The following is a 20,919-nucleotide window of genomic DNA, read 5'->3' as shown; positions in this document are numbered from 1 at the left end:
CCTCAAGTCCACCTCAAATCGGTCACTCTCCAGGGGTGAGCGGGCGCACACTGCTTCGAACGACGAAGTGTCGCTCACCGCAGGGGGTGGTGGAGATGGGCACGAACCTCACCGGGGACACCTGGGGCATCCCGGGCCAGACCTTCCTGGTCCTCTACGTCGTCGCGCTGGTCCTGGTGTCCGGGATCGTGCTGCGCCGGCGGCGGGCGATCGCGCAGGGGGATCCGCGCGGCGCCGACACCCTCGACAGCAGACCCGAGGACGTCGCGTACCTCAACGGCGGGCCCGAGCTGGCCGTGTACGCGGCCCTGTCGGCCATGCACGTCGACGGCAGCCTGGTCACCTCCGGCCGCACCACGGGCCAGGTACGGGCGGGCCGGGTCCCCGGGCACGGCGCGTCGGCGCTGCAGCGCGCGATCCACCGCTCTGCGCAGCGCCTGACCCCGGGCCGGATGCTGGGCACCCACGAGCCGGTCCGCACCGAGCTGACCCGGGCCGCCCAGCGGCTGGAGACCGCGGGGCTGCTGCTGTCCCCTGCCGACCGGGCCCGCCACCGGGCGACCGCCTGGCCGGTCGGGGCGCTCGCCCTCGTCGGTGCGGTCCGGATCGCCGCCGGGCTGGGCGGCGGGCGCCCGGTCGGGTTCCTGCTGGTGCTCGTCGCCGCCACCGCGGTGTTCGCGGCGGTCCTCGCGACGCAGGTGCCCGCCCGGACCCGGGCCGGGGACGCCGCGCTCGCCGCCGTGCGGTCCCGCCACGACGCACTGTCGCCGTCGATGCGCCCGGACTGGACGGCCGTCGGGCCCGCCGCGGCCGCGCTGTCGGTCGGGGCGTTCGGAGTGGGCGCGATGCTGGCCGCCGAGCCTGCCTTCGCCGAGGAGCTCGCCGCGCAGAAGCTCGGCACGCTCGGCGGGGCGCCCGCCGCGACCGGGGGCGGCTCCTCCGACGGCGGGGGCGCCGTCGGCTGGTCCGGCAGCGACAGCGGCGGCGGGGGCGGCTGCGGCGGCTGAGCCCGCGACGGGGGAACCGGATCTGCCGTCCCCGCAGCTGCACCGTGGGGGGTGTGAAGCTGCGGGAACGGCTCGTACGGCGGAGGTGACCAGATGACGGGTGTCCCGGGCGGGACCGGGGTCGGCTGGCGCAGCGGGATCGCGGCGGTCCTCGACGATGTCGACGGCCTCGCCTTCCACGCGGTCGTCGCCGAGTCGCTGCACCCCGACGCGGTCCCGGCGTCGCTGCTGCGCAGGCCGGTCGTCGTGCACGGGGTGCGGCTGTCGCCCGGCTCCCCCGAGGGCGTCGCCCCGGGGCGGGTCGCCCACCTCGCGGCCTGCGTCGCCGCGACGGGTGCGGCACTGGTCAGCGAGCACATCGCGTTCACCCGGGCGGGCGGGGTCGAGGCCGGGCACCTGCTGCCGCTCCCCGCACCCGGGACGCGCTCGACGTGCTCGCCGCGAACGTGGCGGCGACCCGGCCGGAGCTGGACGTCCCACTGGCGCCGGAGCCGATCGCGGCGCTGTTCGACTGGCCCGACGACGAGTTCGACGAGGCGGAGTTCCTGCACCGGCCGCACGACAGGACCGGGTCTCCGCTGCTGCTCGACGTCGCGAACACCTACGTCAACGCCCGCAACCGGGGCCGCGACCCGCGGGCCGACGTCGACGCGCTGCTCGCCGGCCTGCCACCGGGGCGGTGGCCTACTGCCACGTCGCCGGGCACGCCGCCGACGCGACGGGGCTGCTGCACGACACCCACACCGACCCCGTCCCGGACGCGGTGCTGGCGCTGCTGACCCACACCGTGGCGCTGCTGCCGGTGCCGACGCCGGTGATGCTGGAGCGCGACGGCCGCTACCCGCCCGCCGCGGAGCTGCGCGCGGAGCTGGACGCCGTGGCGGCCACGGCCGGGCACGCGTCGCCGTGCCGGACGGGTGTGGACTCCCGCCACGGGGCCGGGCCGGTGACCGCGCCCGCCGCGGACCGGACGGGCACGACGTGAGCGGGGACCTCGCGCAACGGCAGACCGAGCTGGTGGCGGCGCTCGTCGCGGGCGGGGCGAACCCGGCCGGGTTCGACGAGGCGCGGCTGGCCGCGGCCCGGGCCGCCCTGCTGCGCAAGCGGGCCGGGCTCGTCGCCGCGGCGTGGCCGCTGCTCGCCGTCGACGCCGGGACGGGCTGGCAGGCCCGGTTCGCCGCCCGCTTCGACGGCGTCGCCCCCTACGGCGCCCAGCGGGAGGGCTGGGACCTGGCCCGCGAGCTGGCGGTCGCCGGGCGGCTCGGTGCGGGCGCCCGACGTGAGCTGGCCGCGCGCGAGGCGGCGCTGCACTACGACGGCCGGACCGCCCCACGGCCCCGTGGCCGGGTCGCACGGTGGTGGCACCGGTCACGCCTGGACCGATCACGACCGGGGTCGCGGGGCACGGACGGGTGAGAGCGTTGCCATCACCACGTTCCCCACCGGTAGTTTCCCGGCCCGCGGCTCCTACACTCCCCGGTAACCCTGCGCCGGAGCATCGGGCCGGCGCCGTGACCGGAGGAGTTCGACCGTGCCCGCACTGCGCAAAGTGCTCGTCGCCAACCGGGGAGAGATCGCCGTACGCGTGATCCGAGCAGCGAAGGACGCGGGACTGGAGAGCGTCGCCGTCTACGCCGACCCGGACCGGGACGCGATGTTCGTGCGTCTCGCCGACGAGGCCTTCGCGCTGGGCGGCTCCACCGCCGCCGAGTCCTACCTCGACATCGAGAAGGTCATCGGTGCCGCGAAGCAGTCCGGCGCCGACGCGATCCACCCCGGCTACGGCTTCCTGTCGGAGAACGCCGACTTCGCCCAGGCCGTGATCGACGCCGGCCTCACCTGGATCGGGCCGTCGCCGCAGTCGATCCGCGACCTCGGCGACAAGGTGACCGCACGGCACATCGCCCTGAAGGCCGGCGCCCCACTGGTGCCCGGCACCAAGAACCCGGTCGAGGACGCGGACGAGGTCATCGCCTTCGCCGACGAGCACGGCCTGCCGGTCGCGATCAAGGCCGCCTTCGGCGGTGGCGGGCGCGGCATGAAGGTCGCCCGCGAGCGCTCCGAGATCGCCGAGCTGTACGAGTCCGCGGTCCGCGAGGCCACCGCCGCGTTCGGCCGCGGCGAGTGCTTCGTCGAGCGCTACCTGGACAAGCCGCGCCACGTCGAGACCCAGGTGCTGGCCGACCAGCACGGCAACGTGGTCGTCGTCGGGACGCGTGACTGCTCGCTGCAGCGCCGCTTCCAGAAGCTGGTCGAGGAGGCGCCCGCGCCGTTCCTCACCGACGAGCAGCGCACGACCCTGTACGAGGCCTCGAAGGCGATCTGCAAGGAGGCCGGCTACTACGGCGCCGGCACCGTCGAGTTCCTCGTCGGCCAGGACGGCATGATCACCTTCCTGGAGGTGAACACCCGGCTGCAGGTCGAGCACCCGGTCTCGGAGGAGACCACCGGGATCGACCTGGTCCGCCAGATGTTCCGGATCGCCGAGGGCCAGGAGCTGGACTTCGACGGCGACCCGGAGCCGCGCGGGCACGCCATCGAGTTCCGCATCAACGGCGAGGACGCCGGGCGGAACTTCCTGCCGGCGCCGGGCACCGTCGAGCGGATCTGGTACCCGGCCGGTCCGGGCGTGCGGATGGACGCGGGTGTCGACGACGGCTCGGTCATCGGCGGCCAGTTCGACTCGCTGCTGGCGAAGCTGATCGTGTGGGGCAGCGACCGGCAGCAGGCGCTGCAGCGGGCCCGGCGCGCGCTCGCCGAGTTCACGGTCGAGGGCATGGCGACCGTGCTCGAGTTCCACCGTCTCGTCGTCGAGGACCCGGCCTACGCCGCCGAGACCCTCGAGGACTTCACCGTGCACACCCGCTGGATCGAGACCGAGTGGAACAACACCGTTCCGCCGTTCGAGGGCGGTGCGGGCGCCGAAGACACCTCCGGCGAGCGGCAGACCGTCGTCGTCGAGGTCGGCGGGCGACGCCTGGAGGTCTCGCTGCCCGGCGACCTCGCCCTCGGCGGAGGCGGCAACGGCGGCGGCCCGGCCAAGGCGGCCCCGCGCAAGCGCGGCGGCAAGGGCGGCGGCGGGGCGAAGGCCTCGGGCGACGCCGTCACCGCGCCGATGCAGGGCACGATCATCAAGGTCGCGGTCTCCGAGGGCGACACCGTCGAGGTGGGGGACCTGATCGTCGTCCTCGAGGCGATGAAGATGGAGAACCCGGTCACCGCGACGAAGTCCGGCACCGTGACCGGCCTGGACGCGGAGCAGGGCTCCTCGGTCACCCAGGGCACCGTGATCTGCGAGATCAAGGACTGACGCGGTGCCCGTCCCGGTGCTCGACCCGGTGCTCGACCCGGTCGAGATCAACGCCGGGGCGTGGTACCTGCGCGGGCTGCGGCACGACGGCCGGGTGGACGACCGCCCGGCCGTCGCCGCGTCCTGCCGGGACCCGGAGATCCGGCGCTGGCGCAACCGGCCCGACCCCGCGGCCCCGGACTTCGACGCACAGGTGACCGCGCACGTCGCCGACCGGATCGACGGCTGGGCCCGCGGCACCCGCTGCGCCTGGGCCGTGGCCGAGCCGACGACCGGGGAGATGCTCGGGGAGATCACCCTGGAGCACCTCGACCTGGCCCACGGCACCGCGGAGCTGCGCTGCTGGACGCTTGCCGCCGCCCCGGCCGCGGCCTGGCCCGCACCGCGGCCGGGGCGGTCGTGCGCTTCGCCTTCGGCGGGCTCGGGCTGCACCGCGTCACCTGGTGCCACGCCGAGCCGAACCGGGCCTCCGCCGCCGTCGCCGCGGCGCTGGGGTTCGTGCCGGAGGGCCGGCTGCGGGAGGCGTGGACCGTCGACGGCGAGCGGGTCGACGTCGTCGTGCTGGGGCGGCTGGCGGACGAGGGCTGACCCGGTCCGGCACGCTCATCCTCCGCGGTCCGTGGCAACGGGCCGTGCCGAGCGGGTCACGGCCCGTTGACCGGCACGCCCGGCCGTTCTAGCGTCCTCGGTGTGTCGTGCACGCCGTCCGGCGCCCGCGGCATGCACCGAGCAGTACCCACGACAACTCCACAGCCGACCCGTGTGCCCGATCCACGGGGCCCGGAACTACCGCCACGCGGAGTACCGCGCCGCGGATCCGCTCACCACGCAGGCCCTGCCGCGCCGTGAGCCGTCCCAGTTCGACCGAGACGTCACAGGATCCGTCATGCCCCCAGAGTTCGACCCCGCGTCGCCGACGTTCCACGTCACGACGCACGTCCACACCGACGGCCCGATCCCGGGCCCGCACTCCCTGCTCACCCTGACCTCCTCCGCGTACGGCGCGGGCGGGGTCCTGATCGGCACCTTCACCGCCAACCTCCGGGAGCTCCCGGGGGCCACCCTGCACCCGACCGCGCTGGCTACCTGGCGCACCCGGGCGGAGGACTGGCTCCTCACCCGGCGGGCCTCGCGCCCACCGGGCCAGGTCTCGAACGAGTACGCCGCCTGGGTCACCGACCTGGGCGGACGCGCGTTGTTCGTCACCGCCCCGGAGGACCCGGACCACCTGTTCGTCTACTGGTACCTGCAGCGTTTCGCAGGCCGGTGGCCGTTCGCGGGGACCGTTCCCGCCCACGACGGGACACCACGGCCCTGGGCCCCACCGCCGTGCCCGCTCCGCGGGTGCGCTCCGGTCGAGGTCCCGGCCCCGGCCGAGGTGACGGCGGCCTGACCGCGACGCACACCCCCGTCCGCACCGGTACCCACCGGTCGCGGACGGGGGTGTCGTCGTGTGCGGGCTTCGCGATCGCGACCGGTCCCCGCCGAACCCCCGCGGCGACGACCGGTGCCGGCCTAGCGTGTGCCCGTCCGTGATCCGCCCGTCCGCACCGGAGGCCGACGTGCCCGACATCTCCCCGGACCTGCGCGTCGACCCGGCGGCCCCGGCCGGGGCGGCGGAGGCGCTCGACCGGGCCGCGTCCCGGCTGGCCGCCGCGCTGCGCACCCTCGAAGCCGACGCCCGCCGGGTCGAGCCCTGGCTCGGTGACCCGGCCAGCGCCGAAGCCGCCGCCCGCTACGCCGTCCACGCCGCGGACGGCCCGGACGCGGCGATCGGCCGGCTGCGCACGGTGCACGCGGACCTGCTGCGGGCACGCGACGCGGCCGCCGCCACCGGTCGCGCCTACACCCGCACCGAGGAGTCGACGACGGACGCGCTGAACGGCGGCGCCCGGTGACCGCGCCGCGCTGGGCGGGGCTCGGCCACGCCGAGATCGCCGCGATGGTGGCGGCCGGTCCGGGGCCCGCGGCGTCGGCCGGGGCGGAACGGGCGTGGCGCGACGCCGCGGCCGCACTCACCGACGTCCACCGCGAGCTGTCCGGCCAGGTCCGCGGCCTGTCGGGGGGATGGTCCGGCACGGCCGCGGACGGCGTCACCGTGGCGCTCGGGACACTCGACGGCTGGGTCGTCTCCGCCACCGCCGACGCCGAGCGCACCGCCGACGCACTCGCCACCCAGGCCGGGCTCGCCGCGGACCTGCGGGCCCGGATGCCGGCCGCCGCGGCCCCGGCACCGCCGGAGACCGCACCCGTGGGCCCGGCCCTGCTCGACGACTGGGCGGCCGCCGACCTCGCCGCGGGCAACTCGGCCGGTCGGGCCGCGGAGCTCATGATCCGCTACGACGACGACACCCACGCCACCGGCGCACCGTGGACCGGCTGGGGCGCGGCCCCGGTCGTGACCCACGACGGCACCGCAGCCGCCTCCCCCGCCGTCCCGGCCCCGCCCCCGGCGGGCCCCCACACGGCACCGGCGGCGCCGGCGACGACACGGGTCCGGTCCCGGTGGACGGCGCGGGGTCGGGGACGTCGGTGTTCGCGGGGATCGGCTTCGGCGGGCTCACGGCGGCGGTGCTGACCGGGAACGGACGGGCCGGGGTGCCCGGTGCGCGACCGATCGACGTCGGCGGGCCCTCCGCCGGGCGGGACCCCGCGGACGCCACCGCGACCGACGACCCCCGCACCGGCGACGCCCCCGCCACGGACACCGCACCCGGGACCGGTGACCCCGGGACCGCTCCGGCGTCCCCGGCGGGCGACGCCGGCACCCCGGGCGACCGCGGTGGCCCCGACGACGGCGGCACGGCCGTGACCGCCGCGGTGCTCGCGGGCGGGGCGCTCGGTGGCGCCGGGATCCTGATCGGCGCCACGATCCGTCGGGAACGGCAGGCCCGGGACGGGCGGAGCCCCTCCGGCGACGGCGACACCACCGGCCGCGAGACGCCACCCGGCAGCGCCGCCGACCACGGGGCACCGTCCGGCAGCGCCACACCTCCCGATGACGGCACCCCACCATCCGGTGGCGGCACTCCGTCCAGTGGCGGCACTCCGCCGGGTGGCGATACTCCGTCCGCGGGCGACACACCGCCCCCCCCGACGACACCCCGGACCGACCGGGCGACACGACGACCAGCGGAGCCGAGCACCGCCCGCCGTCCGGCGACGCGACGACCAGCGGCACCCGCGCCCCCAGCGGCGTGCCGGCCACGGGGGCCGCGGACGGGGTACCGCCGTCGACGCACGACGGCCCCGTCCCGTACGGCGCCACCGGCGATCCCGCCCCGCACGGCGCGACGCCCACCGGGCCCGACGACCCCACGGCCGGCGGTGGCGCGCCGGACCGACCCACGAGCGGCGGCCCGACCCCCGGGAGCGCGGCGGGCGCCCATCCCACCGGCCCCGACACCACCCACCCCCACGTCACCGAGCCCCGCATCGCCGACCACGCCGTCGCCCCGCACTGCCCCGCTCCCGCGGGGCCCCCGGGCCCGGCCCACCACGCCGTCACCACCGGTGACCTCGCCGTCCCCCACCCCGACGCCCCGGCGCCCCACGGTGCCGCCACCCACGGCCGCTCCACCCCGCCGCCGGTGCCGCCGCACGGCGACCCGGCCGTCACCCCGGCCGGCGTGCCGGTGGGCGCGGTTCCGGCCGCCCCGCCGCCGGTCGCGGCGGCCGTCGGCGCGCCCGCCGACCCCCGGGTCACGGCCTGGCGCCTCGTCGCCGACCAGTACGCCGTCCCCGACGACCCCCTGGAGCAGCCCGATGCCCGACCCGACCCCGGCGTCCTGCGTCCCGAGGCCCGGTGGCGGGGCCGTGGCTGAGCCCGCGCCCTGGATCCCGTCGGTGCCGTTCGTGCTCACCGGCACCGAGTTCGACGTCGTCTGGGAGCACCTGGGACTCGGCGCCACCCCGGTGGCGCTGCGGCTCCCCTCCCCCGGGCGCACCCGCGAGGAGCGGCGCCGGGTCGTGGCGGCCGGCGTCGCCGGGCTGCGCGCCCGCGGCCTCGCCGGTCCGGCCGGACCCGACCCCGCGCTGGTACGGCTGCTGACCCTGCTCGCCCGCCCCGACCGTCACCTGGAGGTGCGCGGCCGGTTCGACGACGGCCCGCTGCGCGCGGTCGCCGCCGAACGCGACGGCGACGGCGTCCTCGCCGTCCACACCGGAACGGCCGTCACCGTGACCGCGGCGGGATCACCGGCGTTCGCCGCGGTGTCGGCCCTGCCCCGGCGCGCGCCGGGACCCGGGCCCGCCGTGACCCTGCCCACCGCCGAGCTGGCCCGCGTCCTCGACGGGGACGCACGCACCGACCCCGGCACGGCCGGGGACGACGAGCAGCGGGCCCGGCTCGTCTCCCTGCTCGCCGGGCCCGCGCACCGTGCGCAGATCTGTGCCGTCCGACACGACCACTGGGGCAGCCCGGCGCGGCTGCCGGGGCACGTCGCCGTCGTCGACACGCAGCGGGGCCGCTACCGCCTGACCCGCGGGACCGGCGCGCACGGTGGACCCGAGTGGTCCACCCTCGCCCCCGCGGGCGACGGCGAGCTGCGCGACCGGTTCGCCGAGCTGTTCAGTCCAGGTCGGAGTGCTGCATGAGCTGACGGCCCGCCTCGGTGATCGACCCGGACAGCGACGGGTACACCGAGAAGGTGTGGGCCAGGTCGTCCACACCGAGCCCGTTCTGGACCGCCATCGCGATCGGCAGGATCAGCTCGCTCGCGACCGGCGCGACCACGACACCGCCGATGACCACACCGGACGCCGGGCGGCAGAACAGCTTCACGAAGCCGCGGCGCAGCCCGCGCATCTTGGCGCGCGGGTTGGTCGACAACGGCAGCATCACGGTGCGGGCCGGGACCTCGCCGGAGTCGATCGCGTTCTGGCTGATCCCGACGGTCGCGATCTCGGGGCGGGTGAACACGTTCGCCGCGACGGTCCGCAGCCGGATCGGGGACACGCCCTCGCCGAGCGCGTGCCACATCGCGATCCGGCCCTGCATGGCCGCGACCGAGGCGAGCATGAGCACGCCGGTGCAGTCGCCCGCCGCGTACACACCCGGCTCGGAGGTGCGCGAGACCTTGTCGACCGGGACGAACCCGCCGCGGTCGGTCTCGACGCCGATCTTCTCCAGGCCGAGCTCGGCGGTGTTGGGGATCGACCCGACGGTCATCAGGGCGTGCGAGCCCTCCACGACGCGACCGTCGGACAGGGTGACCCGGACGCCGTCGCCGGTGTTCTCGACGGAGTCGGCGCGCGCGTGGGCGAGGATCTCCACCCCCCGGTCGGTGAACACCTCCTCCAGCACGGCGGCGGCGTCGGCGTCCTCGTGCGGGAGGACCCGGTCGCGGCTGGAGACCAGGCTGACCCGGCAGCCGAGCTCGACGTAGGCGGAGCAGAACTCGGCGCCGGTCACGCCCGAGCCGACGACGACCAGGTGCTCGGGCAGCTCGTCGAGGTCGTAGAGCTGACGCCAGTCGAGGATCCGGTCGCCGTCCGGACGAGCCGAGTCCAGCACCCGCGGGGTGGCCCCGGTCGCGATGAGGACGACGTCGGCGACGAGGTCCTCGACGGTCCCGTCGGCGTGCGTGGCGGTCACCTCGTGCGCGGCGCGGGCCTCGGCGGGCCCGGCGAACCGCGCGGTGCCGGCGATGATCCGGACGCCCTCGTTCTCCAGCCGGGCCCGCACGTCGGCGGACTGGGCGAGGGCGAGGGACTTGACCCGCTCGTTGACCGCGGGCAGGTCGACCGCGGAGTTGCCGCGGTCCACCAGGACGCCGAGGTCCTCGGCACGGTGCAGGTCGACCCGGACGGCCGCGGAGGAGATGAAGGTCTTCGAGGGGACGCAGTCGTAGACGACGCAGGCGCCGCCCATCCCGTCCCGCTCGACGACGGTCACCTCGCTGCCGTGCTGTGCCGCGACGAGTGCGGCCTCGTAACCGGCCGGTCCGCCGCCCATGATGACGATGCGGGTCACGGGAGATCCCCCTGGAGAAGTCGGTGGTGGTGGACCGGCAGGCGGTCCCGCCCGCCAGCGTCGACGGGGCTCACAGTACGCGTGTCCCATCGTTACGACCGGGCGGGTCGAGGCCCCGTCGGGCTCCCCACTACCCTGCATGCGTGCCGCTGTATGCCGCGTACGGGTCGAACATGGACCCCGAGCAGATGAAGGAGCGCGCCCCGCACTCGCCGATGGCCGGGACCGGGTGGCTCCAGGGCTGGCGGCTGACGTTCGGCGGCGAGGACTACACCTGGGAGGGCGCACTCGCCACCGTGGTGGAGGAGCCGGGCTCGCAGGTGTTCGTCGTGCTCTACGACGTCCCCGAGCACGACGAACGCCAGCTCGACCGCTGGGAGGGCGGTGAGCTGGGCATGCACAAGAAGCTCCGGCTGCGCGTCGCCACCCTCGACGGCAGCGTCCTCGCGTTCATCTACGTGCTCAACGCCTACGAGGGCGGGGAGCCCTCGGCCCGCTACCTGGGCGTGATCGCCGACGCCGCGGAGATCGCGGGCGCCCCGGACGACTACGTGAACGAGCTGCGCAGCAGGCCCAGCCGCAAGTCCTCGCCCGGCAACCACTCCTGACCGGGGCCCACCGTCCGACGAGAACGGCCCGGGCCTCCGCACGTGCGGAGGCCCGGGCCGTCGTCGTTCACAGCGGGAGGCGGTGGGCCGGTGAGTGCGTCAGCGGCTCAGGAGGCCGCCTGTGCCAGCGCGGACAGCGCGGCCTGGACCAGCACCCGCGAGCCGAACGGCAGGGCCCGCTCGTCGAGGTCGAAGGTCGGCTGGTGGATGTCGCGCTGCTTGCCGGTGCCCGACCACACCCCGAGCCGCGCCATGGCGCCCGCGGAGTGCTCCAGGTACCAGGCGAAGTCCTCGCCGCCGGAGGACTGCTCGGTGGAGGCGTCGGCGGCCTCGCCGCCGACGGTCACCGCGGCGTCGCGCAGCATCCCGGTGGACACCTCGTCGTTGACGACCGGCGGGACACCGCGGACGTGGTCGAGCACGTAGCCGACACCGGTGGGGGCGAGCACGGCCGCCACGAGCGCCCGCAGCTTCTCCTCGAGCTCGGTCCAGGTCGCGTGGTCGGCGGTGCGCAGGGTGCCGCGCAGCAGCCCGGACTGCGGGATCGCGTTCGCCGCGTCCCCGGCGTGCACCGCACCCCAGGTCAGGACGGTGCCCGAGCGCGGGTCGACGTGGCGGGTCAGCAGCAGCGGCACCTGGGTGGCCAGCAGCCCGAGCGCCTGCACGAGGTCGGCGGTCAGGTGCGGGCGCGAGGTGTGCCCGCCCGGTGAGGTCAGCCGGACCTCGATGAGGTCACAGGCCGAGGTGATCGGCCCGACCCGGGTGCCGAGCCGCCCGACCTCCAGCCGCGGGTCGCAGTGCAGCGCGAAGATCCGCTGCACGCCCTCCATCACGCCCTCGCCGACCGCGTCGAGCGCGCCGCCCGGCTGCACCTCCTCGGCCGGCTGGAACACCAGCCGGACCCGGCCGGGCAGCGACGGCGCGGACTGCAGAGCCAGGGCCGCCCCCAGCAGCATCGCGGTGTGCGCGTCGTGCCCGCAGGCGTGCATGACACCGGGCACCTCGGAGGCGAACGGGAGACCGGTCTGCTCCTGCAGCGGCAGCGCGTCCATGTCCGCGCGCAGGGCGACCAGCGGCTCGCCGTACCCCACCTCGCAGACGACGCCGGTGCCGTCGGCGAGGGTGCGCGGCTCCAGGCCCGCCCGCACCAGGGTCTCCGCGACCCGCGCGGTCGTGAGGTGCTCGCGACGGGCCAGCTCGGGCTGGGCGTGGATCGCGCGGCGCCAGCCCACGATCTCGCCCTTGTGCGCCCGCATCCACGACTCCAGCCAGGCCGGACCCGTGCCGACGCCGAGATCGTCGACCGCGAGATCGGTGATCTCCGGGAGCTCGGTGCGGGTCTGCAGCGCAGTCACCTTGTCCTCCTCGTACTGGCCTCCGGCCGGAACGGCCCGCCTGCCCGCGGTCGACGCGGGCGGCGATCGGTCGTGTCCCACCACTCATGATGGTGCTCACCCGTCCGGCGGTGTTCCAGTCGAAATCGTCCGTTCACGCCTCCGCGCGGCAAGGGGTCGACGGGGTGCTGCCAGCGGGTTCACCTCCCCAGGTGAACGGGCGCGGGCGACCGTTCCTCCCGTCGGCGAACGGGCGTCCTCGCCGTCCACCGGCGGTTCGGGCGCCCGTCACGGGACGCGTGGCCGACGACGACACCGGACCGCGGCCGGAACGCCACCGGACCGTGACCGTCGGCACGCCCGGCCCGCCGTGGCCGCCGTCCGCCGTCCGGACCAGCCGGTGTCGTCACCTACCGTCACTCCTGCACACCGGCGGTGACGATCACGGCCGGAGGCGGTGTGCGGGGACGGGCCGCGCGGGCACGATGGAACAATCGGCGCCGTGTCCGTTCCCGAGGGCGAGGTCCAGCGCCGACAGTTCGCCGGGCGGTACCGCGTCGACGGTCCGCTCGGGAGCGGCGCGATGGGCACCGTCTGGTCGGGTTTCGACGAGGTCCTGCACCGCCGCGTCGCGCTCAAGGAGCTGAAGATCCCCGACGGCATCCCGGCCGGGGAGAAGCTGGAGCTGCGGGAACGCATCATGCGGGAGGCCCGGGCGCTGGCCGGGCTGTCGCACCCCAACGTCGTGACCGTCTTCGACGTGCTCGACTCCGGCGGCGACGAGCCGCTGGTGGTCATGGAGCTGGTGCCGTCGAAGAACCTGGCCGCGGCGATCACCGAGCTGGGCAGGCTCGACGCCGCGCAGGCCGGCGTCGTCGGGCACGGCACCGCGGCGGCGCTGCGGGCCGCGCACCGGGCCGGGATCACCCACCGCGACGTCAAGCCGGGCAACGTCCTGATCTCCGACGACGGCCGGATCAAGCTCACCGACTTCGGCATCGCCCGCAACGAGTCCGACGCGCCGATGACCTCCGCGGGCCTCGTGCTCGGCTCGCCCGCCTACATCGCCCCCGAGGTCGCCGCGGGCCAGCCGGTCACCCCGGCCGCGGACCTGTGGGGCCTCGGCGCGACGCTCTGGGCCGCCGTCGAGGGCCGCCCGCCCTACGACGTCGACGGTGACCCGGTCCGCACCATCACCGAGGTCGTCGACGGCCCCGTCCCCGTGCCGACGGTCACCGGCCCGGTCGCCGAGGTCATCGCCGGGCTGATGGTCAAGGAGCCCGCCGCCCGCATGCCGCTCGACGAGGTACGGGCCCGGCTGCGCCCGCTGCTCGCCGACCCCGACGACCCGATCTTCCCCGGATCGCCGGACGTGCCGACCGTCATGGCGCGGGTCCCGGCACCGCCCGGTGGGACCGCGGCCCCGCCGCGGGTGCCCGCACCGGCACCGCCCGGCCCGCTCGGGCCCACCAGCACCGGCACCGGCACCTACGGCCGCGCCCCGGTCGCCGACCCCGTGCCCGCACCGGCACCGCCGCCGGCGGAGCGCCCGCGTCCGGTCCGGCCGTCGTCGCGGGGGGCCGCGCCCGCCCGCGTCGCGGCGACCGGCCCGACCACCGTGCTCGGTGCCGTCCCGCTGGTGCTCGGCGGCGCGCTGCTCGTGCTGCTCGGCGCACTCGCCGGGTTCACCGGGGTCCGCGCGCTGGCCGGCCAGGAACCGCTGTCGACGGTCACCGTCGCCACCGACCGGTCGCTGCGCACCACCTACCCGGACCCGCTCGGCTTCACCGTGCCGGTGCCCGACGGCTGGACGCAGTTCCGCTCACCCGCCCCGGACGGGTCGGTCGTCGTCCGCTTCGTCAGCCCGGACGGCCGTCAGGAGCTGTCGGTCCGCGCGGCCACCTCCGTGCAGGCCGTCACCGACGCGCTCACCCCCGAGGCGCTGGGCGTCGACCCGGTCGAGGCCGGGCCGGTCGAGCAGCTGCCCGACGGCTTCAGCCAGGTCGCGCTCACCACCGGCAGCGGCAGCGCGCAGCGCAGCACGCTGATGCGCATCGTCCCCGGCCGCGACCGGCAGGGCGGGGTCTGGGTCCTGCAGCTGACCTCCCCCGCCGGGCGCGCCGAGGACGCCGTGGCGGGCCTGTTCGACGCCGTCGCCTCGGGCTTCCGCGCCACCCCGGGCTGAGCCGGCCACGGCGCCGGCGCCCCCTAGGCTGGCGCCCATGGCCGACACCGCCGACCCCACCGCTCGCGCCCACGACGCCGCCGCCGAGCTCGCCCGCCGCACCGGCACCGACACCCACGACGTGGCGGTGGTCCTGGGCTCCGGCTGGCGTCCGGCCGCCGACGTGCTCGGCACCCCCGACGCCGAGGTCCCGATGGCCGAGCTGCCCGGGTTCGTCGCGCCTTCGGCGGTCGGCCACGGCGGCACCGCCCGCTCGCTGCGCATCGGTGACACCCGGGTGCTGGTCCTGCTCGGGCGCACCCACCTCTACGAGGGCCACGGGATGGACCCGGTCGTGCACGGCGTCCGCACCGCCGCGGCGGCCGGTGTCCGCACGGTCGTGCTGACCAACGCGGCGGGCGGCATCACCGAGGGCCTGTCGGTCGGGCAGCCGGTGCTGATCGCCGACCACCTCAACCTCCTGGCCCGCTCGCCGCTGCAGGGCGCGCACTTCGTCGATCTCACCGACGCCTACTCCCCCCGGCTGCGCGCCGCCGCCCGCGAGCTGGACCCGTCGCTGGTCGAGGGCGTCTACGCCGGGCTGCCCGGCCCGCACTTCGAGACCCCGGCCGAGATCCGGATGCTGCGCACGCTGGGCGCGGACCTGGTCGGGATGTCCACCGTCGCCGAGACGATCGCCGCCCGCGCCGCCGGACTGGAGGTCTCCGGGATCTCGCTGGTCACCAACCTGGCCGCAGGCCTGTCCGGCCAGCCGCTGAACCACCAGGAGGTCCTCGACGCCGGCGCCGCCGCGGCGACCCGGATGGGCTCGCTGCTGCGCGACCTCGTCGGCCGCGTCTGATGGTGCTCCCGGGACCGCTGCGCGACGCGGCGCTGCGCTGGATCGCCGACGACCCCGACCCGGCCACCCGCACGGAGCTGCAGCGCGTCCTGGCCACCGCGATGGCCGGGGGCGACGGCGCCGGGGAGGCGGCCGAGGACCTGGCCGACCGGCTGTCCGGGGCGCTGCGCTTCGGCACCGCCGGGCTGCGCGGGCCGGTGCGGGCCGGGCCGTCGGGGATGAACGTCGCCGTCGTGACCCGGGCGACCGCAGGGCTCGCTGCCCACCTGGCCCGGACCGCGGGCACCGGCCGGGTCGTCGTCGGCCGGGACGCCCGGCACGGGTCCGCCGCGTTCGCCGAGGCCACCGCCCGCGTGCTGACCGGCGCCGGGTTCACCGTGACCCTGCTGGACGGCCCCGTCCCCACCCCGCTGGTGGCGTTCGCGGTGCGGCACCTCGGCGCGGTCGCCGGGATCGCCGTGACCGCCTCGCACAACCCGCCCGCGGACAACGGCTACAAGGTCTACCTCGCCGACGGCGCGCAGCTCGTGGGCCCCGACGACACCGCCATCGAGGAGGCGATCACCGCCGCACCGCCCGCGGTGTCGGTCCCGCTCGGCCCGCTGCCGGACCCGGCGGAGGTCACCGGCGCCTACCTCGACCGGATCGCGACGCTGCCGGCGAACACCGGGACTCCCGCGCCGCGGATCGCGCTCACCCCGATGCACGGGGTCGGCGGCGCGACCGCGGTCGCCGCGCTCGCCAGGGCCGGGGTGCACGACGTCGCCGTCGTCGCGAGCCAGGCCGTGCCCGACCCCGACTTCCCGACGGTCGCCTTCCCGAACCCGGAGGAGCCCGGCGCCACCGACGCGCTGCTCGCGCTGGCCGCCGAGAGCGGCGCGGACCTCGCCGTCGCGCTGGACCCGGACGCGGACCGGTGCGCGCTCGGCGTCGCCTTCCCCGACGGCTGGCGGATGCTGTCCGGCGACGAGACCGGCGTGCTGCTCGGCGACCACCTGCTGCGGACCGGGACCACGCCGGACCCGCTGGTCGCGACGACCGTGGTGTCGTCGTCGATGCTCGCCCGCATCGCCCGGGCCCGCGGGGCGCGGTTCGCCGAGACCCTCACCGGCTTCAAGTGGATCGTGCGGGCCGGTGCCGGGCTGGTCTTCGGCTACGAGGAGGCGATCGGGCTCTGCGTCGACCCCGACGGCGTCCGGGACAAGGACGGCATCTCCGCCGCCGTCGTCGCCGCGGACCTGGTGCGCGGGCTCGCCGCCGCCGGGTCGTCGGTGCCACGGCGGCTCGACGAGCTGGCCGCGGAGTTCGGCGTGCACGCCACCCGGGGCGTCTCGATCCGGATGGCCCCCGCCGAGCGCGACGCCGCCGTCGCCCGGCTGCGCGCCGCGCCCCCGACCGACTGGGAGGCCGACCGCCCGGCCCCCGACGTGCTGCGGCTGCGCCGCCCCGGGACCCGGGTGGTGATCCGCCCGTCGGGGACCGAGCCGAAGCTCAAGGCCTACCTGGAGGTCGCCCTGGACCCCACCGGCGACGTGGCCGCGGTGCCGGCCTCGCGGGCCGTCGCCGCGGAGCGCCTGGACGCGGTGCGCGCCGAGGTCGACGGGATGCTCGCCGGATGAGCGCCCGCCTGCTCCTGGTCCACCACACCCCGTCCCCCGCGACCGCGGAGCTGCTCGCCGAGGTCCGCGCGGGGGCGGCCGACCCGGACATCACCGGGGTCGAGGTCGTCGCGCGCGCTGCCCTGGCCGCGACGGCGAGCGACCTGCTCGCCGCCGACGCCGTCGTCCTCGGGACGCCGGCGAACATCGGCTACATGTCCGGCGCGCTCAAGCACTTCCTCGACCAGGTCTTCTACGTCTGCGCCGACGACACCCGCGGCCTGCCCTACGGGCTGTGGGTGCACGGCGGCTCGGACACCTCCGGTGCGACCCGCTCGGTGACGACGATCGCCGAGGCGATGGGCTGGACCGCGGCGGCCGCGCCGGTCGAGGTCGCCGGTCCCCCGCACGCCGCCGCACGGGCCGCGTGCCGCGAGCTGGGCGCCGTCGTGGCCGCGACCGTCATGCCGGAGGACTGACCCCGGTCACCGGCGCCCGGTGGCGGGCCGGACCCCGAGGTGCGCCTCGATCCGGTCGGCCCACATCGACGCGATCGTGCGGTAGGCGTCCGGTCCGGCGTGCAGGCCGTCCGCGGTCCGCCCGGCGGGGAACAGGGCGGCGGTGTCCACGAACTCCACCGAGTGGCCCGCCGCCCGGTGCGCCGCGGCGACGTGGGGCAGGTACTCGGCCAGCCGCGCCCGCTCGGCCCGCTGCTTCGGCAGCGGTGCCCACACCCCGGCCATGATCACGTGGGTGTGCGGTGCGGCCGCGAACACGCGGTCCAGCAGCCGGTCCAGGCTCGCCGCCGTCGCCCGCGCGCCGGCGCCCTGCAGCAGGTCGTTGGTGCCGGCGTGCAGCAGCACGACGTCCGGCTGCGCGGCCAGCACCCAGCCACCCGTCATCGGCACCATCCGGGCCGCCGTCCAGCCGGAGCGGCCCTCGTGGTCGGTGTCGGGCAGCGCGTCCGGGCCGGAGCTGCGGGAGCCGACGTAGTCGACGCGGACGCCGTCGGCAGCGAGGCGCTGCCACAGCGGGAGGCGGTAGCCGGCCGTCGCCGGGCTCCCCACCCCGACCGTCGACGACGCGCCCAGCGGCATCACCCGCACCACCCCGGGATCGTCGACGGCGGCGGGCACCTCGACGTCCTCCGGCCGGTCGGCCGCGGGCAGCGCGGACAGCGCGACCGCCACCACCGCCGCCACGACCCCGGTGAGGATGCGCCGGGAGGGCCTCACGGCCGGCTCAGACCGCGCCGAACTGGCGGTCCCCGGCGTCGCCGAGGCCGGGGACGATGAACGCGGAGTCGTTGAGCCGTTCGTCGATGCTGGCGGTCACCATCCGGACCGGCAGCCCGGACGCACGCAGCCGCTCCACCCCCTCCGGCGCGGACAGCGCGCAGAGGATCGTCACGTCGTCGGCGCCGCGGCGGGTCAGGAGCTCGACGGTGTGCACCATCGAACCGCCGGTGGCCAGCATCGGGTCGAGCACGAACACCGGCCGGCCGACGAGGCTGTCGGGCAGCGACTCCATGTAGGGCACCGGCTGGTGGGTCGTCTCGTCGCGGGCCATGCCGACGAAGCCCATCTGGGAGTCCGGGATCAGGTTCAGCGCGGCCTCGGCCATCCCCAGCCCGGCCCGCAGCACGGGGACCAGCACCGGCGGGACGGCGAGCCGGTGGCCGACCGTCCGCGAGACCGGGGTGTGGATCCGGTCCTCGGTGAGCGGCGCCGCGCGGGTGGCCTCGTAGACCAGCATCAGGGTGAGCTCGCGCAACGCCGCCCGGAAGGTGGCGTTGTCGGTGCGGGCGTCCCGCATGGTGCTGAGCCGGGCCCGCACGAGCGGGTGGTCGACGACGATCGTGTCCACGGGCGCACAGCCTACGGCGGTCCGGCCCCCGGGAGATCCCCCGTGCGGAGGCGCCCGGCCCACCGATCCGGTGCCGTCACCCGCGGCGGGCGGACCCCGCCGGCCGGGACGCGCCGCGCATCCTGCGACGATGCCGTCCCGTGACCGGAAGGACACCGGGACGTCATCCACGAACGTTGACACCGGTTCGTGTCACGGTTCACGAAGCGTGAGAAGCAGCCGCTCACCGACGAGTGACGCCAGAACCGGCCGGATGCACCCCCTCGTCCTGCCGGGTGAGGCCGGGGGCACCCTCGCAGACCTTGCGTGACAGCCGATCTCCGCACGGACCCGTGATCACCAACGGTGTCCGGTCGAGCATGTCCCGTTCCCCGGATCGCGTGACCGGCCGCGAGGAGTGCCACGATCAGCACACGCGGTCGCCGATCTCGCGATTCACCTGACCCGAACGGGTGGTATGGCCGAAACGGTGTCACATCGAGGGCACCGCCGACGCTGTACTAGACGACAAGGAGGTGATCCGATGCCGGAGAACACGACTTCCGAGGAGCAGACGTTGATCGCTGCTGCCGAGAAGCTCACGCAGTGCGACGGATACGTCGTTCTGGCGGTGGACCCGCAGACCGGGGAGGTGGACGCACACGGCCCGTTCGACGGGATGACGGCGACCATCAAGGCCGATCAGCTGCGCCGCGACTTCGACCGGGGTGGACTCGACGACGTGTCCATCGGAGTGGTCCGACTGCACTCCCAGGCCTGACCCCGCAGGACCGTGATCCGCCGGACCGGCGACACCCGAGGTGGTGGGACCGGCCGGCGGAAGGACGCGACGATAGGCTCGCCCCGTGGCAAGCGACATCGTCCCGATCCGGCTCGCTCTCACCCGGGGCGACGTGGTCGCCCTGTGGGCTCCCCCGTGGCGCGAGGACGGCGAGGAGTGGGAAGCCTTCCTCGGCGACGACGAGCACGTGTTCGTCTTCGACGAGGTGGCCGGTCTCGCCGCGTTCGTCCGGACCGCGCCCGAGCACGACCTGGTCGACCACCCCGCGTGGTCCGCGGTCCCCGGTCTCGCGGTCGCCGAGCTGACCCCCGACGCCGTGCACCGGTACGACCTGGTGGGTCTGCCGGAGCTGGCCGCCGCCGACCCCGACGCGGCGACCGTGCAGGAGCTGCACGAGACCGTCTCGATCGTCCGGTCGCTGGCCGACGTCTGCGACCTCACCGACGTGATCGCCGCGCTCGACGGCGAGCCCACGTTCGCGCTGCTGCGCGAGGGCGAGCCCGCCTTCGCCGGCCGTGACGGGGCCCGGCGCTGGACCGCGCTGTCCGAGGCGATCGCGACGCACTGGGACGGGATCGTGGACGCCGTCGACGACCTCGTCGCCACTCCGGAGATCGACGCCGGCGCGCTGGACAAGGCGCGGGCCGAGGAGCAGGAGCTCCGCGACCGCCTCGCCGAGCAGCCCCTCGACGACGACGAGGCCCTCGAGGCCGCCGCGCTCGCCGCGGGCACCGACGACGCCGACGCAGCAGAGGAGGAGCCGACCGGCTTCTGGGCCGAGGTCGGCATCGACCCGATCCGCATCGAGATCGGCGACCGCTCCGTGGTCAGCCTGCGCTGCTACCTCGACGACAAGCCGGTCTTCCTCGGCTCCGACGGCCGGATCGACGTGTTCGACTCCGAGCGCGCGCTGTTCCGGGAGCTGGCCGACCGGGAGCACCCCGCCGTCGCCGGGACCGACCTGACCGCGGCCGTCACCTTCGCCGAGGTGCTCGACGCGGCCGCCGTCGGCGAGCTCGACGGCGGCGTCGAGGACATGAACACCTACGTCCTGACCGGGATCGGCCCGGACCTCGCCGAGGGCGTGCTCGACCTGGACCCGGTCCAGCTCGACCTGGCCTCGGAACTGCTGACCGACGTCGGCGAGTGGGCCGGGGACCCCAAGCCCGCCGAGGCCCTCGCCGAGTCCAGCAGCCTCGGCTGGCTCGTGTCGTTCGTCGTGCGGCCGGACCCGACCCGGATGGCACCCAGCCCGCCGTTCACCCAGGAGGCGCAGGCCTGGAGCGAACTCGCCGCCGGGCTCGAGGCCCGGCTGCGCGAGCACTAGTACTCCAGCCGCACTTCGTTAGCTGGGCTGTCTTCGTCGTCGGTAGTGGCTTTCGCGGGCTCGGTGTTGGTGACGGCGACGCCAAGTC

At 76.2% G+C, this 20,919-nt stretch carries 21 protein-coding genes and 2 pseudogenes; 19 read left to right on the top strand and 4 right to left on the bottom strand.

What is annotated here, in order from left to right:
- Positions 1-95: 95 nt before the first annotated feature.
- The 12 genes and pseudogenes from XF36_RS01885 (at position 96) to XF36_RS01840 (ending at position 8,913) form a co-directional block, all read left to right on the top strand.
- Positions 96-1,007 (top strand): TIGR04222 domain-containing membrane protein, encoded by a 912-nt coding sequence (locus XF36_RS01885; protein WP_064485532.1) that lies wholly within the window; start codon positions 96-98, stop codon positions 1,005-1,007.
- A gap of 93 nt (positions 1,008-1,100) precedes the next feature.
- Positions 1,101-1,786 (top strand): annotated as a pseudogene (locus XF36_RS35410) (DUF692 family multinuclear iron-containing protein).
- The gene (locus XF36_RS35065) at positions 1,687-1,992 is read left to right on the top strand and encodes a DUF692 family multinuclear iron-containing protein (protein ID WP_349675525.1); all 306 of its coding nucleotides are present in this window, start codon (positions 1,687-1,689) and stop codon (positions 1,990-1,992) included. Before XF36_RS35410 ends, XF36_RS35065 begins: the two are co-directional and overlap by 100 nt.
- On the top strand, positions 1,989-2,423 hold the full coding sequence (locus tag XF36_RS01875) for a hypothetical protein (protein WP_064485531.1): 435 nt from the start codon (positions 1,989-1,991) through the stop codon (positions 2,421-2,423). The genes XF36_RS35065 and XF36_RS01875 overlap by 4 nt, the downstream gene beginning before the upstream one ends.
- A 115-nt stretch (positions 2,424-2,538) precedes the next feature.
- On the top strand, positions 2,539-4,317 hold the full coding sequence (locus XF36_RS01870; RefSeq protein ID WP_060710633.1) for an acetyl/propionyl/methylcrotonyl-CoA carboxylase subunit alpha: 1,779 nt from the start codon (positions 2,539-2,541) through the stop codon (positions 4,315-4,317).
- Positions 4,318-4,321: 4 nt separating this feature from the next.
- Positions 4,322-4,609, top strand: a pseudogene (locus tag XF36_RS35405) (GNAT family N-acetyltransferase); the annotation flags it as partial.
- A 107-nt stretch (positions 4,610-4,716) separates the two neighbouring features.
- The gene (locus tag XF36_RS34750) at positions 4,717-4,905 is read left to right on the top strand and encodes a GNAT family N-acetyltransferase (protein ID WP_060710632.1); all 189 of its coding nucleotides are present in this window, start codon (positions 4,717-4,719) and stop codon (positions 4,903-4,905) included.
- Positions 4,906-5,203: 298 nt separating this feature from the next.
- Positions 5,204-5,710, top strand: coding sequence for a hypothetical protein (locus tag XF36_RS31140; protein ID WP_051050033.1), 507 nt, complete (start codon positions 5,204-5,206; stop codon positions 5,708-5,710).
- A gap of 139 nt (positions 5,711-5,849) precedes the next feature.
- Entirely contained in the window at positions 5,850-6,215 is a 366-nt protein-coding gene (locus XF36_RS01855) for a hypothetical protein (protein ID WP_060710631.1), read from the top strand.
- Complete coding sequence (locus tag XF36_RS01850) at positions 6,212-6,895, top strand: PPE domain-containing protein (protein ID WP_060710630.1); 684 nt, start codon at positions 6,212-6,214, stop codon at positions 6,893-6,895. The genes XF36_RS01855 and XF36_RS01850 overlap by 4 nt, the downstream gene beginning before the upstream one ends.
- A gap of 619 nt (positions 6,896-7,514) precedes the next feature.
- On the top strand, positions 7,515-8,141 hold the full coding sequence (locus XF36_RS01845; protein WP_060710629.1) for a hypothetical protein: 627 nt from the start codon (positions 7,515-7,517) through the stop codon (positions 8,139-8,141).
- Positions 8,134-8,913 (top strand): ESX secretion-associated protein EspG, encoded by a 780-nt coding sequence (locus XF36_RS01840; RefSeq protein WP_168169445.1) that lies wholly within the window; start codon positions 8,134-8,136, stop codon positions 8,911-8,913. Before XF36_RS01845 ends, XF36_RS01840 begins: the two co-directional genes overlap by 8 nt.
- Here XF36_RS01840 and XF36_RS01835 read toward each other — a convergent pair.
- Complete coding sequence (locus tag XF36_RS01835; protein ID WP_060710627.1) at positions 8,888-10,291, bottom strand: NAD(P)H-quinone dehydrogenase; 1,404 nt, start codon at positions 10,289-10,291, stop codon at positions 8,888-8,890. The two genes, XF36_RS01840 and XF36_RS01835, sit on opposite strands and share 26 nt — an antisense overlap.
- Positions 10,292-10,434: 143 nt before the next feature.
- On the opposite strand from XF36_RS01835, the gene XF36_RS01830 reads away from it, so the two are divergent.
- Complete coding sequence (locus XF36_RS01830) at positions 10,435-10,899, top strand: gamma-glutamylcyclotransferase (protein WP_060710626.1); 465 nt, start codon at positions 10,435-10,437, stop codon at positions 10,897-10,899.
- A 107-nt stretch (positions 10,900-11,006) separates the two neighbouring features.
- Here the strand turns inward: XF36_RS01830 and XF36_RS01825 are convergent, their stop codons facing one another.
- The gene (locus XF36_RS01825) at positions 11,007-12,254 is read right to left on the bottom strand and encodes an amidohydrolase (RefSeq protein ID WP_060714344.1); all 1,248 of its coding nucleotides are present in this window, start codon (positions 12,252-12,254) and stop codon (positions 11,007-11,009) included.
- A gap of 481 nt (positions 12,255-12,735) precedes the next feature.
- On the opposite strand from XF36_RS01825, the gene XF36_RS01820 reads away from it, so the two are divergent.
- The 4 genes from XF36_RS01820 to XF36_RS01805 are packed head-to-tail and all read left to right on the top strand — an operon-like array spanning position 12,736 to position 17,336.
- A complete protein-coding gene (locus tag XF36_RS01820; protein WP_238589068.1) occupies positions 12,736-14,418 on the top strand; it encodes a serine/threonine-protein kinase in 1,683 nt (560 codons plus the stop codon).
- 37 nt (positions 14,419-14,455) lie between these two features.
- The gene (locus XF36_RS01815; RefSeq protein WP_060710625.1) at positions 14,456-15,259 is read left to right on the top strand and encodes a purine-nucleoside phosphorylase; all 804 of its coding nucleotides are present in this window, start codon (positions 14,456-14,458) and stop codon (positions 15,257-15,259) included.
- The gene (locus XF36_RS01810) at positions 15,259-16,878 is read left to right on the top strand and encodes a phospho-sugar mutase (RefSeq protein WP_060710624.1); all 1,620 of its coding nucleotides are present in this window, start codon (positions 15,259-15,261) and stop codon (positions 16,876-16,878) included. Before XF36_RS01815 ends, XF36_RS01810 begins: the two co-directional genes overlap by 1 nt.
- Complete coding sequence (locus tag XF36_RS01805) at positions 16,875-17,336, top strand: flavodoxin family protein (protein ID WP_060710623.1); 462 nt, start codon at positions 16,875-16,877, stop codon at positions 17,334-17,336. The genes XF36_RS01810 and XF36_RS01805 overlap by 4 nt, the downstream gene beginning before the upstream one ends.
- 6 nt (positions 17,337-17,342) lie before the next feature.
- Here the strand turns inward: XF36_RS01805 and XF36_RS01800 are convergent, their stop codons facing one another.
- The gene (locus XF36_RS01800) at positions 17,343-18,092 is read right to left on the bottom strand and encodes a GDSL-type esterase/lipase family protein (protein WP_060710622.1); all 750 of its coding nucleotides are present in this window, start codon (positions 18,090-18,092) and stop codon (positions 17,343-17,345) included.
- Positions 18,093-18,099: 7 nt separating this feature from the next.
- Positions 18,100-18,723, bottom strand: a complete 624-nt coding sequence (upp, locus tag XF36_RS01795) for a uracil phosphoribosyltransferase (protein ID WP_020625437.1) — start codon at positions 18,721-18,723, stop codon at positions 18,100-18,102.
- Between the two features lie 523 nt (positions 18,724-19,246).
- On the opposite strand from upp, the gene XF36_RS01790 reads away from it, so the two are divergent.
- Positions 19,247-19,483 carry a hypothetical protein gene (locus tag XF36_RS01790; RefSeq protein WP_060710621.1) on the top strand — a complete coding sequence of 79 codons (237 nt, stop codon included), beginning with the start codon at positions 19,247-19,249 and terminating at the stop codon, positions 19,481-19,483.
- Positions 19,484-19,568: 85 nt separating this feature from the next.
- On the top strand, positions 19,569-20,831 hold the full coding sequence (locus tag XF36_RS01785) for a hypothetical protein (RefSeq protein ID WP_060710620.1): 1,263 nt from the start codon (positions 19,569-19,571) through the stop codon (positions 20,829-20,831).
- The last annotated feature ends 88 nt before the right edge of the window (positions 20,832-20,919 follow it).

Origin of the sequence: Pseudonocardia sp. HH130629-09 (assembly GCF_001294645.1) — a bacterium.
GTDB lineage: Bacteria > Actinomycetota > Actinomycetes > Mycobacteriales > Pseudonocardiaceae > Pseudonocardia.
The sequence above is the reverse complement of the archived record's forward strand: the minus strand, read 5'-3'. Positions and strand labels throughout refer to the sequence as shown.